We start from the raw sequence: 17,651 nt of genomic DNA, 5'->3' as shown, positions 1-17,651 counted from the left end.
TGTTCACATTTTCAGTATGCGAGAGGGCTTGCCCCCGATTGGCCCTAAAAGTCAACAAAACCCTCGGATTCTCCCTCGAAAAATACCACCACCCCACCTCTGAGCCCCTCTCGTCGCCCTCAAGCCTGTCATCCGTCAACTTACTATGCTCCATGCCCATCAAGGGGATAGGTGCGTGGCGGCGATTGTGATAAAATCCGGCGGTTTCCAAGGTCACCCCGAGGGGCGGCCTATAACGTGCAGATCCGTGTCATAACTCGTTGATTTGTCGTAAGTCGTTGTCAGGCACTCTGCCGGCAGCGGCGAGCTTCGTTCGTCCCATATGGATGTGACGAAGTTTCACCCGAAAAAGGAATCAGGCTTCTCATGGGCGAACTGGCCAAAGAAATCCTCCCGGTCAATATCGAAGACGAGCTGAAACAGTCCTACCTCGACTACGCGATGAGCGTGATTGTCGGTCGAGCACTGCCTGATGCGCGCGATGGCTTGAAGCCCGTGCACCGGCGTGTGCTGTTCGCGATGAGCGAGCTGGGTAACGACTGGAACAAGCCGTACAAGAAATCTGCCCGTGTTGTCGGTGACGTGATCGGTAAGTATCACCCTCACGGCGACACTGCGGTGTACGACACCATCGTACGTATGGCCCAGCCGTTTTCCCTGCGCTACCTGCTGGTAGACGGCCAGGGCAACTTCGGTTCGGTCGACGGCGACAACGCCGCGGCCATGCGATACACCGAAGTGCGCATGACCAAGCTGGCGCACGAGCTGCTGGCCGACCTGCATAAAGAAACCGTGGACTGGGTGCCGAACTACGACGGCACCGAAATGATCCCGGCCGTCATGCCGACCAAGATCCCCAACCTGCTGGTCAACGGTTCCAGCGGTATCGCCGTGGGCATGGCCACCAACATCCCGCCGCACAACCTCGGTGAAGTCATCGACGGTTGCCTGGCCCTCATCGACAATCCTGAGCTGACCGTCGATGAGCTGATGCAATACATCCCTGGTCCGGACTTCCCGACCGCCGCGATCATCAATGGTCGCGCCGGTATCATCGAAGCCTACCGCACCGGTCGCGGGCGCATTTACATGCGTGCCCGCTCGATCATCGAAGACATCGACAAGGTCGGTGGCCGCCAGCAGATCGTGATCACCGAACTCCCGTACCAGCTGAACAAGGCGCGTCTGATCGAGAAGATCGCCGAGCTGGTCAAGGAGAAGAAGCTCGAAGGTATTACCGAGCTGCGCGACGAGTCCGACAAGGACGGTATGCGCGTTGTGATCGAGCTGCGTCGTGGCGAAGTGCCGGAGGTGATCCTCAACAACCTCTACGCCCAGACTCAGCTGCAAAGCGTGTTTGGTATCAACGTCGTAGCCCTCATCGACGGTCGCCCGCGCATCCTGAACCTCAAGGATCTGCTGGAAGCCTTCGTCCGTCACCGTCGCGAAGTCGTCACCCGCCGTACCGTGTTCGAACTGCGCAAGGCCCGCGAACGTGGTCACATCCTGGAAGGCCAGGCGGTTGCGTTGTCGAACATCGATCCGGTGATCGCGCTGATCAAAGCCTCGCCAACCCCGTCGGAAGCCAAGGAAGCGCTGATCAGCACGCCTTGGGAATCCAGCGCCGTGGTAGCCATGGTCGAGCGCGCTGGCGCCGACTCCTGCCGTCCGGAGAACCTGGACCCGCAATACGGTCTGCGCGAAGGCAAGTACTTCCTGTCCCCGGAACAGGCCCAGGCCATCCTGGAACTGCGCCTGCACCGCCTTACCGGTCTGGAGCACGAGAAGCTGCTGGCCGAGTACCAGGAGATCCTCAACCAGATCGGCGAGTTGATCCGCATCCTCAGCAGCGCCGTGCGCCTGATGGAAGTGATCCGCGAAGAACTGGAGGTGATCCGCGCCGAGTACGGCGATGTGCGCCGCACCGAGATCCTCGATGCGCGCCTCGACCTGACCCTGGGCGACATGATCCCGGAAGAAGAGCGCGTGGTGACCATCTCCCACGGCGGCTACGCCAAGACCCAACCGTTGGCGGCCTACCAGGCCCAGCGTCGTGGCGGTAAAGGTAAATCGGCTACCGGCGTGAAGGATGAGGACTACATCGCTCACCTGCTGGTCGCCAACAGCCACACCACGCTGCTGCTGTTCTCCAGCAAGGGCAAGGTGTACTGGCTCAAGACCTACGAGATCCCGGAAGCCTCCCGTGCCGCTCGTGGTCGTCCGTTGGTCAACCTGCTGCCGCTGGACAGTGACGAGTACATCACCACCATGCTGCCGGTCGAGGAATACACCGAAGGTCACTTCATCTTCATGGCCACCGCCAAAGGCACCGTGAAGAAGACCCCACTGGAATCCTTCAGCCGTCAGCGCAGCGTGGGCCTGATCGCCCTGGAGCTGGACGAAGGCGACGTGTTGATCTCGGCCGCCATCACCGACGGCGAACGTGAAGTCATGCTGTTCTCCGACGGTGGCAAGGTTACGCGCTTCAAGGAGTCCGACGTACGCGCCATGGGTCGTACCGCCCGCGGTGTGCGCGGCATGCGTCTGCCGGAAGGGCAGAAGCTGATCTCGATGCTGATCCCGGAAGAAGGCAGCCAGATCCTCACCGCTTCCGAGCGTGGTTACGGCAAGCGCACCGCCATCAGCGAGTTCCCGGAGTACAAGCGTGGCGGCCAGGGCGTGATCGCCATGGTCAGCAACGAGCGCAACGGCCGTCTGGTCGGCGCGGTGCAAGTGCTCGACGGCGAGGAAATCATGCTGATTTCCGACCAGGGTACCTTGGTACGTACTCGCGTGGCCGAAGTGTCGAGCCTGGGTCGTAACACTCAGGGCGTCACCTTGATCAAGCTGGCCAAGGACGAAAAACTGGTGGGCCTGGAACGCGTCCAGGAACCCTCGGAAGTCGAAGGCGAAGAGCTGGAAGGTGAGGAGTTTGAAGGCGAGGTGATCCCGACAGGCGATGACACCGTCGACGAGCCAACCCTCGACGCTGCCGCAGACGAAGAAGAACCGCAGGAATAAGCGGACACACAGGGGGCGGATGAAGATTCGCCCCCTTGTTGTTTGTCCCTTATGAAATAACACGTCCTTTGGCTGGACGCGGTCAATGTGGGAGCTGGCTTGCCTGCGATGGCAGCGCCGCGGTATCACTGCGCTACCGAGGTGCCCTTATCGCCGGCAAGCCAGCTCCCACAAGGGGGCGCTCCAGATAAAGGTTGTTACCGAACATGATTGCAGCCCCACCAGATCAGAGTGAGATTGGATGTGAGCAAGAGAGCCTATAACTTCTGTGCCGGTCCCGCGGCGCTTCCTGAAGCAGTCCTGCAGCGCGCGCAGGGTGAACTCCTCGACTGGCATGGAAAAGGCCTCTCCGTGATGGAAATGAGCCATCGCAGCGATGAGTTCGTGTCCATTGCCACCAAGGCCGAGCAGGACCTGCGCGACTTGCTGGACATCCCATCCAATTACAAAGTGTTGTTCCTGCAAGGCGGCGCCAGTCAGCAATTCGCCCAGATCCCGCTGAATCTGCTGCCGGAAGACGGCACTGCGGATTACATCGACACCGGTATCTGGGGGCAGAAAGCCATTGAGGAGGCCTCGCGCTACGGCCACGTCAATGTGGCGGGCACCGCCAAGCCTTACGACTATTTCGCGATTCCCGGTCAGAACGAGTGGAAGCTGTCGAAGGACGCGGCCTACGTGCACTACGTACAGAACGAAACCATCGGTGGCCTGGAGTTCGACTGGGTGCCGGAAGTCGGTGACGTCCCGTTGGTGTGCGACATGTCCTCGGACATCCTCTCGCGCCCGATCGATGTGTCCAAATACGGCATGATCTACGCCGGCGCACAGAAGAACATCGGCCCGAGCGGCATCCTGGTCAACATCATCCGCGAAGACCTGCTGGGCCGCGCCCGTTCGCTGTGCCCGACCATGCTCAACTACAAGGTCGCGGCCGATAACGGCTCGATGTACAACACGCCGCCGGCGTTCGCCTGGTACCTGTCGGGCCTGGTGTTTGAGTGGCTCAAGGAGCAGGGCGGTGTGGCTGCCATGGGCAAGCTTAACGAAGTGAAGAAGCGCACCCTGTACGACTTCATCGACGCCAGCGGCCTCTACAGCAACCCGATCAACAAAACGGATCGCTCGTGGATGAACGTACCGTTCCGCCTGGCCGATGATCGTCTGGACAAGCCGTTCCTGGCCGGTGCCGACGAACGCGGTCTGCTCAACCTCAAAGGCCACCGTTCGGTAGGTGGCATGCGCGCCTCCATCTACAACGCTGTCGACATCAACGCGATCAACGCGCTGGTGGCCTACATGGCAGAGTTCGAAAAGGAACACGGCTAATGTCTGAACAAGAACTCAAGGCCCTGCGCGTTCGCATTGACAGCCTGGACGAGAAAGTCCTGGAGCTGATCAGCGAGCGCGCGCGATGCGCCCAGGAAGTGGCGCGAGTGAAGATGGCGTCCCTGGCCGAAGGCGAAGTGCCGGTGTTCTACCGCCCTGAGCGCGAAGCCCAAGTGCTCAAGCGTGTAATGGAGCGCAACAAGGGCCCGTTGGGTAACGAAGAGATGGCGCGGTTGTTCCGTGAAATCATGTCGTCGTGCCTGGCCCTGGAGCAGCCGCTGAAAGTGGCGTACCTCGGTCCTGAGGGCACTTTCACCCAAGCGGCGGCCATGAAGCACTTCGGCCACGCGGTGATCAGCAAACCAATGGCGGCGATCGACGAAGTGTTCCGCGAAGTGGCGGCCGGTGCGGTGAATTTTGGCGTGGTGCCGGTGGAAAACTCCACCGAAGGCGCGGTCAACCACACCCTCGACAGCTTCCTTGAACACGACATGGTGATCTGTGGCGAAGTGGAGCTGCGTATCCACCACCACTTGTTGGTGGGCGAGAACACCAAGACCGACAGTATTAGCCGCATTTATTCCCACGCTCAGTCTCTGGCTCAATGCCGCAAATGGCTGGACGCTCACTACCCGAATGTCGAGCGCGTGGCGGTGTCCAGCAACGCCGAAGCGGCCAAGCGGGTCAAGGGCGAATGGAATTCGGCGGCGATCGCCGGGGATATGGCCGCGGGCCTGTATGGCCTGACGCGCCTGGCGGAAAAAATCGAAGACCGCCCGGACAACTCCACGCGCTTTTTGATGATCGGCAATCAGGAAGTGCCGCCGACCGGCGACGACAAGACTTCGATCATCGTTTCCATGAGCAACAAGCCCGGCGCCCTGCATGAGCTGCTGGTGCCGTTCCATGACAATGGGATCGATCTGACGCGCATCGAGACTCGGCCTTCGCGCAGCGGTAAATGGACCTACGTGTTCTTTATCGATTTCGTCGGCCATCACCGCGACCCGCTGGTCAAAGGCGTGCTCGAGAAGATCAGTCAGGAGGCCGTGGCACTCAAGGTGCTGGGCTCCTACCCGAAAGCGGTTTTGTGAGGCGTTAACATGAGTGGCAACTTCCTCGCCCTGGCTCAGCCGGGCGTGCAACAACTGTCGCCTTACGTTCCGGGCAAGCCGGTGGACGAGCTGGCGCGCGAGTTGAACCTGGATCCGGCCAACATCGTCAAGCTGGCCAGTAACGAGAACCCGTTGGGCCCAAGCCCCAAGGTGTTGGCGGCGATTCGTGAAGAGCTGGTGGAGCTGACCCGTTATCCGGATGGCAATGGCTTCGCACTCAAGTCCTTGTTGGCGGAGCAATGTCGTGTGGAACTGAACCAGGTGACCCTGGGCAACGGCTCCAACGACATTCTTGAGCTGGTAGGTCGTGCTTATCTCGCCCCGGGCCTGAATGCGGTGTTCAGCGAGCACGCGTTCGCGGTCTACCCGATCGTGACTCAGGCCGTCGGTGCCGAAGCGCGGGTGATTCCAGCCAAGGAGTGGGGGCATGACCTGCCAGCCATGCTGGCGGCCATCGACGCGCAGACCCGCGTGGTGTTCATCGCCAACCCGAACAACCCCACCGGCACCTGGTTCGGTGCCGAAGCCTTGAACGACTTCCTGCAGGACGTGCCGGAGCATGTGCTGGTGGTGCTGGACGAAGCCTATATCGAGTACGCCGAAGGCAGCGACCTGCCGGACGGCCTGGATTTCCTCGCGGCGTATCCGAACCTGCTGGTGTCGCGCACGTTTTCCAAGGCCTATGGCCTGGCATCGCTGCGGGTGGGCTATGGCCTGTCGAGCGCGGTGGTCGCCGATGTGCTGAACCGCGTGCGCCAGCCGTTCAACGTCAACAGCCTCGCCCTGGCGGCGGCCTGTGCGGCGGTGAAGGATGTCGACTACCTGGAAGAAAGTCGTCGCCTCAATGAAAGCGGTATGCAGCAGTTGCAGGATGGCTTCCGCGCATTGGGCCTGGGCTGGATTCCGTCCAAGGGCAACTTTATCTGTGTCGATCTGGGCCAAGTGGCTGCGCCGATATTTCAAGGGTTGCTGCGCGAAGGTGTGATCGTGCGCCCGGTGGCCAACTACGGCATGCCGAACCACCTGCGTATCACCATCGGCTTGCCGGCTGAAAACAGTCGCTTCCTGGAGGCGTTGGCCAAGGTTCTGGCCCGTGGTTGATGTCACTGCATTGCAACCTGCTGTGCCTATGATCGGTCGCCTGGTGGTAGTGGGTCTGGGCTTGATCGGCGGTTCCTTCGCCAAGGGCCTGCGTGAAAGCGGGCTGTGCGGTGAAGTAGTGGGCGTCGACCTGGACCCGCAATCGCGCCAACTGGCCGTTGAGTTGGGCGTGGTGGATCGCTGTGAAGCCGACCTGGCGCTCGCGTGTAAAGGTGCTGACGTGATCCAGCTCGCCGTGCCCATCCTGGCCATGGAAAAGCTGCTAGCCGTGCTGGCCCAGATGGACCTGGGGCAAGCGATTCTGACCGATGTCGGCAGTGCCAAGGGCAATGTGGTGCGTGCAGCGCAACAGGCTTTCAGCGGCATGCCCGCGCGCTTCGTGCCTGGGCATCCGATTGCCGGCTCCGAGCAGAGCGGGGTGGAGGCGTCGAATGCGCAGTTGTTCCGCCGGCATAAGGTCATCCTGACGCCGCTTGAGCAAACGGATCCAGCGGCCTTGGCGGTGGTGGATCGTCTGTGGCGCGAGCTAGGGGCGGATGTGGAGCATATGCAGGTCGAGCGGCACGATGAAGTGCTGGCGGCGACCAGTCATTTGCCGCATTTACTTGCCTTTGGCCTGGTGGATTCGTTGGCCAAGCGCAACGAGAACCTTGAAATTTTCCGTTACGCCGCCGGAGGTTTCCGCGATTTCACGCGGATTGCCGGCAGCGACCCGGTGATGTGGCACGACATCTTCCTGGCCAATCGCGAGGCGGTGTTGCGCACCCTGGACACCTTCCGCAGCGATCTCGACGCTTTGCGCGATGCGGTCGACGCCGGGGATGGCCATCAATTATTGGGCGTGTTCACCCGTGCGCGGGTGGCGCGTGAACATTTCAGCAAGATCCTGGCTCGCCGGGCCTATATGGAAACCGCTGTGAACGCCGATGCGTTGACCTTTCTCGCCAATCCAGGTGGCCGCCTCAGTGGGCGTATCCGGGTGCCCGGGGATAAGTCGATCTCCCATCGCTCCATCATGCTGGGCTCATTGGCCGACGGCGTGACCGAAATCGAAGGCTTTCTTGAAGGCGAAGATGCCCTGGCGACCTTGCAGGCGTTTCGCGACATGGGTGTGGTGATCGAAGGTCCGCACCATGGTCGCGTGATCATCCACGGGGTGGGGCTGCATGGTCTGAAACCTGCGCCGGGTCCGATTTATCTGGGTAATTCCGGCACATCCATGCGCTTGCTCTGTGGGTTGCTGGCTGCGCAAAGCTTCGACAGCGTATTGACTGGCGACGCGTCGCTGTCCAATCGCCCGATGAACCGCGTGGCCGAGCCGCTGCGTGAAATGGGCGCGCAGATCGAAACCGGCCCGCAAGGGCGACCACCGTTGACTATTCGCGGTGGCCAGTCCCTGAAGGGTTTGACCTACACGCTGCCGATGGCCAGCGCCCAGGTTAAATCCTGCCTGCTGCTGGCCGGTCTGTATGCCGATGGAAAGACCGCGGTGACTGAACCGGCGCCAACCCGTGATCATACCGAGCGTATGTTGCGCGGCTTTGGTTATCCCGTGGCGGTGGACGGGGCGACGGCATCGGTTGAATCCGGCCATGCGCTCAAGGCGACCCATATTGAAGTGCCGGGGGATATCTCGTCGGCGGCGTTCTTTATGGTGGCTGCCTCGATTGCCGAGGGTTCCGAACTGGTGCTGGAGCATGTTGGCATCAACCCGACACGCACCGGCGTGATCGATATACTGCGGCTGATGGGCGCGGATATCACGCTGGAAAATCCCCGTGAAGTGGGTGGCGAGCCGGTGGCCGACCTGCGGGTGCGTGCGGCTGCGCTGACGGGTATTGAAATCCCCGAGGCCCTGGTGCCGTTGGCGATCGATGAGTTTCCAGTATTGTTTATCGCGGCGGCGTGCGCTGAAGGGCGAACCGTTTTACGCGGCGCGCAAGAGTTGCGGGTCAAGGAGTCCGATCGTATCCAGGTCATGGCCGACGGTCTGTTGGCGCTGGGCGTGAAGTGTGAAGCCACCCCTGATGGGCTTATCATTGACGGCGGCCCGATGGCGGGGGGTGAGGTTCATGCCCATGGGGACCATCGTATTGCCATGGCCTTTAGTGTGGCTGGGTTGCGGGCGGCTGCGCCGATTCATATCCATGACTGCGCCAATGTTGCTACGTCTTTTCCGAATTTTCTTACACTGTGTGCCCAAGTCGGCATCCGTGTTGCCCAAGAGGCTCAATTGTGAATATCAAAGCACCGGTGATAACCATCGATGGGCCAAGCGGTTCGGGTAAAGGCACGATCGCCGGCATCCTGGCAAAGCGCCTTGGCTGGGGCCTGCTGGATTCCGGCGCGCTGTATCGCTTGCTGGCGTTCGCCGCGCGTAACCACGGGGTCGACCTGACCAATGAAGCGTTGCTGACCCAGCTTGCAGCTCATCTGGATGTGCAATTCATTGCCGCGACAGACGGTCAACTGCAGCGCATCATTCTGGAGGGCGACGAAGTCAGTGATGCCATTCGCACTGAAGATGTCGGCTCCGGAGCGTCCCAAGTGGCGGCGTTGCCGGCCGTACGGGATGCACTGCTGCAGCGCCAGCGGGCGTTTCAGGAGCCCCCGGGCCTGGTCGCCGATGGGCGCGATATGGGCACTGTGGTATTTCCCGAGGCGCCGCTGAAGATTTTTCTGACGGCCAGCGCCGAAGAGCGGGCGCGCCGCCGCTACTTGCAGTTGAAGGGCAAAGTCGATGGTGTTAGTCTGTCGAGTCTGCTAGATGAGATCCGTGCACGCGATGAGCGTGATACCCAGCGCGCAGTAGCCCCGCTCAAACCGGCGGCCGATGCCATACAGCTGGATTCCACGGAGTTGTCCATCGAGCAGGTGCTGGAACGCATCATGAGCGAGATCGCCATTCGCGATATCGCCGGGTGACCAAGAAGGCTGCAGGGGACCAGTCATAGTCCTGCGGTGCTTCTTTTAATTGAAACTGACCCACACCGTCTGGGGTGTGGAGATGGGCGTATTCTTCGCCCTTATCAACAGGAATTAAAATGAGCGAAAGCTTTGCGGAACTCTTTGAAGAAAGCCTAAAAACCCTGAACCTTCAGGCAGGCTCCATCATCACCGGTGTTATCGTTGATATCGATTACCAAGCTCGCTGGGTAACCGTTCACGCTGGTCTGAAGTCTGAAGCTCTGATCCCGCTGGAACAGTTCTACAACGATGCTGGTGATCTGACAATCAATGTCGGTGACGAAGTTCACGTTGCTCTGGACTCGGTTGAAGACGGTTTCGGTGAAACCAAGCTGTCCCGTGAAAAAGCCAAGCGCGCTGAATGCTGGATTGTTCTCGAAGCAGCCTTCGCAGCTGAAGAAGTGGTCAAGGGCGTTATCAACGGTAAGGTTAAAGGCGGCTTCACTGTCGACGTTAACGGCATCCGTGCGTTCCTGCCAGGTTCTTTGGTCGACGTTCGTCCAGTGCGCGACACCACGCACCTGGAAGGCAAAGAACTCGAATTCAAGGTCATCAAGCTCGACCAGAAGCGCAACAACGTTGTCGTTTCCCGTCGCAGCGTCCTGGAAGCAGAGAACTCCGCCGAGCGTGAAGCTCTGCTGGAATCCCTGCAGGAAGGCCAACAAGTCAAAGGTATCGTCAAAAACCTCACCGATTACGGCGCATTCGTCGATCTGGGTGGCGTCGATGGCCTGCTGCACATTACCGACATGGCTTGGAAGCGTATCAAGCATCCTTCCGAAATCGTCAATGTTGGCGACGAGATCGATGTCAAGGTTCTGAAGTACGATCGTGAGCGCAACCGCGTTTCCCTGGGCTTGAAGCAGCTGGGCGAAGATCCATGGGTTGCTATCAAAGCACGTTACCCAGAAGGCACTCGCGTGACCGCGCGTGTTACCAACCTGACCGACTACGGCTGCTTCGCTGAGCTGGAAGAAGGCGTGGAAGGCCTGGTGCACGTTTCCGAAATGGACTGGACCAACAAAAACATCCACCCTTCGAAAGTCGTACAAGTCGGCGACGAAGTGGAAGTTATGGTTCTGGACATCGACGAAGAGCGTCGTCGTATCTCCCTGGGTATCAAGCAGTGCAAATCTAACCCATGGGAAGATTTCTCTGGCCAGTTCAACAAGGGCGATAAAATCTCCGGCACCATCAAGTCGATCACCGATTTCGGTATCTTCATTGGTCTGGACGGCGGCATCGACGGCCTGGTTCACCTGTCCGACATCTCCTGGAACGAAGTGGGCGAAGAAGCTGTTCGTCGTTTCAAGAAGGGCGACGAGCTGGACACCGTTATCCTGTCGGTTGACCCAGAGCGCGAGCGCATCTCCCTGGGTATCAAGCAACTGGAAAGCGATCCGTTCTCCGAGTACGTTCAAGAGAACGACAAAGGCGCAATCGTTAAGGGCACTGTGAAAGAAGTTGACGCTAAAGGCGCCATCATCACTCTGGCCGACGATATCGAAGCGACTCTGAAAGCCTCCGAAATCAGCCGTGACCGCGTTGAAGACGCGCGCAACGTTCTGAAAGAAGGCCAGGAAGTAGAAGCCAAGATCATCAGCGTTGACCGCAAGAGCCGCGTAATCCAACTCTCCATCAAGTCGAAAGACGAAGTGGAAGAGAAAGAAGCTATCCAGAGCCTGAAATCGGCTCCAGAAGCTGCACAAGGCGAGACCACCATGGCCTCCCTGCTGCGCGAAGCAATGGCTAAGCAGAACTAAGTTCTGTAAAAGCTGTAGGAAAAGGGCGACTTCGGTCGCCCTTTTTTGTGCGCGAAGAGTAACCAGCTTGGCTGTGCTGGCTTTGTTGGTGAGTGGAGGTAAAGCCCTCCTACACGCGCGGCAAGGGTAAATCTTAGGCAGAGACAATGGGGGGGCGTGGATGACTGCGAATCTAAAGGAGGTCTGAGACAAAATGCTTGTCTAACGAATAGGAAGCATACAGAAATTGCATAGTGAGGTAAGGCGGTGAAAATTGTTAAGCACGGTACCTGCACGGAATGCTACGGCTTATATCCGACGGCATAAGAAGGAAGGGTGCGCGAATTGCCCCTGGGGGATCTACTGTTTTTCCTGGCGTCGAGAGGCGACGGGATGGTCAGCAGAAATCAGCCGAAGCTGTGGTAAATAGCAAAAAGCCTGCCACGAAGAGCTGAACTGGTTATGCCGCCGATGGGCGTTAGCGTTTCATCGAATGCCAATAAAGTAGAAATCTCTCGATAAGAGGGCTTTCATCCTAAGTATCAGTCGGAATCCGAGGGTTTCGTCTAAGTCGGAGTGCCATCAAGCCATTAAAACGGCTCACGCCCATATGGCAGCAAGCCATCGTTGATGCATGGAGCTCGATCTGGGGAAGTTCTTTGATTAAGTGAATCACGAAGTTCTTATGGACAAGATAGAGCGTCACACTGAGGACAGGTACATGCTCAGGTTGATCCGCCGTTATCTTGAAGTAGGATATATGTCGGGTTGGATCGCCAGCTGACTGCAGGAAGGAATGCCACAAGGCGACCTCCTCTCGCTGTTACTGTCGAATATCCTTTTTGATGAGCTGGGCCGTGAATTGGAGCGGAGGAGAGCACTGCTTAGATCGCTATATCGACGATGCCAACATCTATGCGTGCAGTTGTCGCGCTGGTGAGCGGGTGTTGAGAGCTTTCTCAACCGGCACCTGAAACTGGCAGTGAATTGGGAAACGAGCCACGCGGCACCGCCTTAGGTTTGCGACTGACTGGTTTATGGGGTGAGCTGGCATTAGCAGACGAGGCTAAGAGTGATGATGAGCCTGAACCGCTTGCGTGATCGGCTCAGAATCCTCTGCGGGGAGCACGGGGTTGCAAGATGGTTATGGCTATTGATCGAATAAACCCACTATGGGCAGTTGGGCGAGCAACCTCAAGCTGAATCAGGGTAAAAGGGTGAGCGGAACGTTGGGCGGTTGGGAGTCATACAAACTTTGATGGTGCTATGGCGGCAACGGAAGGCGTTCTCTATAAAAATGCACATTATGGTATGTCTGGACCTTATGGAAGCTCGTGTCTGCCAATCTGGCGTTGAAGGCAAAAGTCCAAGTGGCGTTGGGGGGGGGATGAATCAGACGTTGCCGAAGAAACTGTGGGGCCACCTCGAATTGGTTTCAATACTGGATATGAAAACGGTCTAGGCGCCTAACCTGACCCCCCTCCGGTATGGAGTCGTATGTGCGGTGGGGTAAAAGGATAGTGGATGTGAGTCCGTGTCGTACTCGATGTCTGACGTTGTTGTGATAATAGCCGGGAGTCAACGCAGTTGATTTTTCGACTGAAATTATAGCAGTGCATGTCACATATGAGATATTGGGGGACTCCAATTAAGTTTTACGTGGATGAGTAGGCAAGTTTGGCAGGCGTGTATAAGTTTATAGAGTGATGGACAAGGTGTTAAATAGTCGATATGCGTTGTGCTGATCTTAGTGTATGAACAACAACTATGCATCCGACCGGCTGTCGACTAGGAATGACAATGGGAGCTGTATCTCTAGGAGTTTAGTGTGGAAAAAATCGTACTGATCGGTTCTTCCGGTCACGCCAAAGTAGTTGTTGATATCGTCGAAAAACAGGCGCGCTATAAAATCGTTGGCTTCGTAGATAGTTTGAGGCCGCTGGGGGCACAAACGCTCGGCTATGAAATCATTGGCAATGAGGCAGATCTCCCTAGCCTTATCAGTGAGCATCGCATCGACGGGGCGATTGTTGCCATAGGAGATAACGCGGTTAGGGAGAGTGTGGTGACTCGAATCGCAATGCTCTGCCCTAGTCTACGTTTTGTCAGCGCAATACACCCTGCAGCGGTTATCGGAATCGATGTTTCAATTGGGGCTGGAACGGTAATTATGGCTGGGGCGGTTGTAAATCCAAGTTGCCAGATAGGTGATTTCTGTATCGTTAATACGAAGGCGTCTCTTGATCACGACTCTGCAATGCAGGATTTTTCCAGTTTGGCGCCTGGTGTTACCACTGGCGGGAGCTGTCAGGTGGGGAGGTCTTCGGCTGTGGGGATTGGCGCTAGCTTGCGCCATGGCGTGCACATAGGTGAGCATGCAGTGATTGGAGGGCAATCGATGGTTTTGGATGATGTACAGTCCTATACCGTCGCTTACGGTTCTCCGGCAAAAGCTGTTAGGTCTAGGAGGCGGGGAGATAAGTATTTATGAGGTCGCCGAAAGCTCTTCGTATTTTCGTACCGCTTGTTTGAAGTTCGCTTTGAGTAGGGATGAGAATATACATCATAGAGGGGTCGTACAGGTTTTTTACGGTTCTTACCATGTGAAGTCTTCCGACGGGCTTTTCAAAAGCTTGAAGTCGTGCTAAAACCTTTGAAGCGCTGATCTAGCTGCTTGAAAAAGAAGGGAAAAATATGACGAAGTCGGAGTTGATCGAACGAATTGTCACCCATCAAGGGCTGCTTTCATCCAAGGATGTTGAGCTGGCTATCAAGACAATGCTTGAACAGATGTCTCAATGCCTTGCGACCGGGGATCGGATTGAAATTCGCGGTTTTGGCAGCTTTTCGCTGCACTATCGTGCTCCGCGCGTCGGCCGCAATCCAAAGACGGGCCAGTCCGTCAGTCTCGATGGAAAATTTGTACCTCACTTCAAGCCTGGAAAAGAGCTGCGTGACCGAGTGAACGAAGATGAAGAAGAAAGCGTCTGAGTCTTTTCAGAGTGGGAGAAGGTTATGCGTGGGGTTAAGCGAGTCGCAGTTGTATTGGCGACGCTGATAATTGTTCTGGTAGTGTTAGTGTTCATTTTGGAAAATAAGCAGGGTGTTTCCCTTGTGTTCTTTGGTCTGGCTACGGCGCAGATGCCGGTATCAGTATTCGTGGTGGTGTCCTTGATTATTGGTATGTTGGTAGGCCCTTTTTTGGGCGTATTGTTCCGCAATCGAGGTTCCAGGCTCATCCAATAGCTCGCACATTGCCCGTGCTCAAAATCGGTAAGTGGGGTGCGTGACCTGGTGTTGGCCGTTAGAAAGCATTCTTGGTCTGGCCGTTCCAGCTGCTGTATAGATGGGTAAGGGCTTTTGGCATCGTAAACACCGAAGGTGCCGCTTGCGGGCGGCTCGTTCAGTCTTCACTTCAGAGGAGAGTTATTTGAGGACTTCCCGCTAGTCATGCATTGAGGCGCTCTGCGGATATGTCAAGGCTTGTAATATGTCTGAGAGATGGCAGAATGCAATCTGTTCTCGATAACGTGCATTTTGTGCGCTGAAAATCTGGCAGAGACGCTGGGTTTTCACGGTCATCAAAATAAAATAAAAAATACACAATTTGCTCCGCATAACGAGCCCGCAGTTTCTCTTTGAAGGCAGGTTTTTGTTGTGAGTAGTAGCTTCCAAATTCCCCGCGTTTCCTCATCTGATGAAATGGATCTCTACATTTTTTGCCGTATGGTATTGCAGCAAAAGGCTCTGATATTGTTGGTCACGGTTGTCGTCGCAGCGTTAGCAAGTGCCTATGCTTTCCTCGTGCGTCCGGAATATCAAGTTAGTAGCGTTTTGCGCCCAGCGGCGATCAATGAGCTAGATGCGTTGAATCGCTCTGAAATTTACCAGTTGCCATCTGGTGATGCTTTAATAAAGGTGGGTGCTTCTCTTGAGTCCTATGAGACTCGCCTTGGTTTTTTCAGGGCGAACCAAAAGTTGTTCAAAAATTTTGAACGCCCCGGCAGAACTTTGGAGCAAAGTTTTGAAGAGTTTAATTATAACTCAATTAAATTAGTGGTTCCTGATGCCAAGAACGCGGGTTCCTTGAATGCTTATATTAAACTGGTAATGAACTACCCCGAGGGTGTTGCTGGCGTCGCTATTCTAAACGGCTTTGTTCAGTACGCGATTGAAAGTCAGCGTCAGCAAATCGCTGCTGATATGGAAGTGATTGTCAGGAACCGTTTGAGTGAACTTGCTGGCAGGCTCGATTCAGCGCGCTCCAGTTATGTTACTGACAAGGCGGCTAAAATCGCTAAGTTGACCGAGGAGGATAATCTCAAGCGGGCTCAGCTGCAGGATGAATTGAAAGCTCTGCGTGCCCAGCTGAAAAATCAGCGTGCTGACCAAATTGCGCAGTTGAACGAAGCGATTGGGATCGCGAAATCTCTAGGTATCCAGAAGCCGAGCACTCCTTCTTCTCTGGGGGGGGCGGGTGTCCAGGGAAGCCAGCCTGTAATGCGGACAGAGGTAAACAATCAGCAAATCCCCCTGTATTTCATGGGCGTAGATGCCCTGTTGGCTGAGCGGGCTGCGCTGTTGCAACGCAAGTCAGATGACTTCACCGAGGCGCGGATCGCCCAGATAGCCAAGGAGCTTCAGCTTCTTCAGGCTAATCGTGAGGTCGAAGTGCTCAATCAGCGGAAAAACGAAGATCTGTTCCTCAGTGGTGTACAGCCTCTGCGCGCTGAAGAAGTGCGACTGCGCAACCTAAATGTCGATATGAGCGGCTTGAAGCTTGTTACAATTGACAAAAAGGCCATTGATCCGTTGGGACCCGTGAAACCTAAGAAAATGTTGCTTATCATTATCGGAATTGTGTTTGGTTTGATGTTGGGCCTGGTTGCTGCATTTGTGCGAGGCACCGACCAAAGTCGCCGTGAAAACAGTTCGGATACGACGTTGCTGCCACATTCATCAATCCCTGCAAAAAAAGCGCTGCTGTCGAATGTTGAAGCGCTCTGAGATGGGTACTGTCAAAAGGGGTATTGCCGCGGTCAGGGATGATGGCTTTATGATGTCTATCATGACCGGGTACCCCTGTCACGCTATCTTTATGCGGATTTCGGAGCGAAGCTATGATTTAATTCGTTTCATGTCTGATGCGAAGCGATTCGCCTTGGGAGAGCTAGCCCGCACACCCGTCATCTGATGCTACCAGCCTTTGAGTAACGATAGAACCGCGCAAGGTTGGAGCCATTGTGTGAGACTTGATAACAAGAGATCACCATATGACGGGCCATGCACTGACTTTAAAATTTTTTTAGTTTAATTGGAGCGTTACGAATGCACCTGCAGAAGCTGGCCAGTGTTACCAAGTTCAAAAGTAAGGAGGCGTTGATCGGGATTGTTGGTCTTGGTTATGTCGGGCTGCCTTTAATGCTTCGTTACAATGCGATTGGCTTTCGCGTACTCGGCATCGATATTGACCTAGAGAAGGTCGACGAGCTTAACGCTGGCAAAAGCTACATCGAGCATATCCCCTCCGCGAAAATTGCTGCCGCACGCAACTCGGGCTTTGAAGCTACTGTCGATTTCAAGCGTGTTGCTGAATGTGATGCGTTGATCTTGTGCGTGCCCACACCGCTCAACAAGTACCGCGAGCCGGACATGAGCTTCGTCATCAACACCACCGACGCGATCAAGCCTTACTTACGTGCAGGTCAAATCGTATCGCTGGAAAGTACTACCTATCCTGGTACTACCGTTGAGGAGCTGCTCCCTCGCGTACAGGAAGGTGGTCTTGTAGTGGGTGAGAACATCTTTTTGGTCTACTCTCCTGAGCGTGAAGATCCAGGCAATCCAAACTTTGAAACCCGCACTATCCCGAAAATAATCGGTGGTGACACGGCGGCGTGCCTGGAAGTCGGTACTGCGCTCTATGAACAAGCTATCGATCAGGTTGTTCCGGTCAGCTCTACTAAAGCGGCAGAGATGACCAAGTTGCTGGAAAATATCCATCGCGCCGTCAATATCGGTCTAGTCAACGAGATGAAAGTCGTTGCTGACCGTATGGGTATTGATATTTTTGAAGTGGTGGATGCCGCAGCCACTAAACCTTTTGGCTTTACCGCTTATTACCCGGGTCCGGGTCTTGGCGGCCACTGCATTCCAATCGACCCGTTCTACTTGACGTGGAAGGCTCGCGAATACGGCTTGCACACTCGCTTCATCGAACTCTCTGGTGAGGTTAACCAGGCAATGCCCCCTGAATTCATAGAATAAGCGCAACGCTTGAAACGAGAGGCAGAGAGCCAGCCACCGGTAGAATCCAGGCTCTCACACCGAAGGATTCAAGCGCAGATGACTACGCATTACCGGCAGCTGACTCAGG

Annotated in this window: 11 protein-coding genes and 1 pseudogene; all 12 read left to right on the top strand. The window is 56.2% G+C overall.

Translation table 11 applies throughout. The features are described from left to right. The first annotated feature begins 366 nt into the window (after nucleotides 1-366). The gene (gene gyrA, locus ABX75_RS23310) at nucleotides 367-3,021 is read left to right on the top strand and encodes a DNA gyrase subunit A (RefSeq protein WP_040266113.1); all 2,655 of its coding nucleotides are present in this window, start codon (nucleotides 367-369) and stop codon (nucleotides 3,019-3,021) included. Between the two features lie 243 nt (nucleotides 3,022-3,264). After that, a complete protein-coding gene (gene serC, locus ABX75_RS23305) occupies nucleotides 3,265-4,350 on the top strand; it encodes a 3-phosphoserine/phosphohydroxythreonine transaminase (RefSeq protein ID WP_034096533.1) in 1,086 nt (361 codons plus the stop codon). Further along, a complete protein-coding gene (gene pheA, locus ABX75_RS23300; protein WP_034096534.1) occupies nucleotides 4,350-5,444 on the top strand; it encodes a prephenate dehydratase in 1,095 nt (364 codons plus the stop codon). The genes serC and pheA overlap by 1 nt, the downstream gene beginning before the upstream one ends. Nucleotides 5,445-5,453: 9 nt before the next feature. After that, nucleotides 5,454-6,566, top strand: a complete 1,113-nt coding sequence (gene hisC, locus ABX75_RS23295; RefSeq protein ID WP_034096535.1) for a histidinol-phosphate transaminase — start codon at nucleotides 5,454-5,456, stop codon at nucleotides 6,564-6,566. A gap of 28 nt (nucleotides 6,567-6,594) precedes the next feature. Further along, complete coding sequence (locus tag ABX75_RS23290) at nucleotides 6,595-8,805, top strand: bifunctional prephenate dehydrogenase/3-phosphoshikimate 1-carboxyvinyltransferase (RefSeq protein WP_047882746.1); 2,211 nt, start codon at nucleotides 6,595-6,597, stop codon at nucleotides 8,803-8,805. After that, a complete protein-coding gene (gene cmk / locus ABX75_RS23285) occupies nucleotides 8,802-9,491 on the top strand; it encodes a (d)CMP kinase (RefSeq protein ID WP_034096537.1) in 690 nt (229 codons plus the stop codon). Before ABX75_RS23290 ends, cmk begins: the two co-directional genes overlap by 4 nt. A gap of 119 nt (nucleotides 9,492-9,610) precedes the next feature. Beyond that, nucleotides 9,611-11,296: a 30S ribosomal protein S1 gene (gene rpsA / locus ABX75_RS23280; RefSeq protein WP_034096538.1), complete on the top strand. Its 1,686-nt coding sequence runs from the start codon at nucleotides 9,611-9,613 to the stop codon at nucleotides 11,294-11,296. 1,807 nt (nucleotides 11,297-13,103) lie between these two features. Then, nucleotides 13,104-13,766 (top strand): acetyltransferase, encoded by a 663-nt coding sequence (locus ABX75_RS28760; RefSeq protein ID WP_080761407.1) that lies wholly within the window; start codon nucleotides 13,104-13,106, stop codon nucleotides 13,764-13,766. A gap of 203 nt (nucleotides 13,767-13,969) precedes the next feature. Beyond that, entirely contained in the window at nucleotides 13,970-14,266 is a 297-nt protein-coding gene (gene ihfB / locus ABX75_RS23265) for an integration host factor subunit beta (RefSeq protein WP_008437689.1), read from the top strand. A 24-nt stretch (nucleotides 14,267-14,290) separates the two neighbouring features. Further along, complete coding sequence (locus ABX75_RS23260) at nucleotides 14,291-14,521, top strand: lipopolysaccharide assembly protein LapA domain-containing protein (protein ID WP_034137446.1); 231 nt, start codon at nucleotides 14,291-14,293, stop codon at nucleotides 14,519-14,521. Between the two features lie 411 nt (nucleotides 14,522-14,932). After that, nucleotides 14,933-16,282, top strand: a complete 1,350-nt coding sequence (locus tag ABX75_RS23255) for a Wzz/FepE/Etk N-terminal domain-containing protein (protein WP_173668943.1) — start codon at nucleotides 14,933-14,935, stop codon at nucleotides 16,280-16,282. A gap of 321 nt (nucleotides 16,283-16,603) precedes the next feature. After that, nucleotides 16,604-17,524: pseudogene (gene wbpA, locus ABX75_RS23245) on the top strand (UDP-N-acetyl-D-glucosamine 6-dehydrogenase); the annotation flags it as partial. Nucleotides 17,525-17,651: the final 127 nt, after the last annotated feature.

Origin of the sequence: Pseudomonas sp. ARP3 (genome assembly GCF_001029595.1) — a bacterium.
In the GTDB taxonomy this organism is placed as follows: Bacteria; Pseudomonadota; Gammaproteobacteria; order Pseudomonadales; family Pseudomonadaceae; genus Aquipseudomonas; species Aquipseudomonas rhodesiae.
Note: the sequence above shows the minus strand (reverse complement) of the source record. Positions and strands in the feature narration are given on the sequence as shown.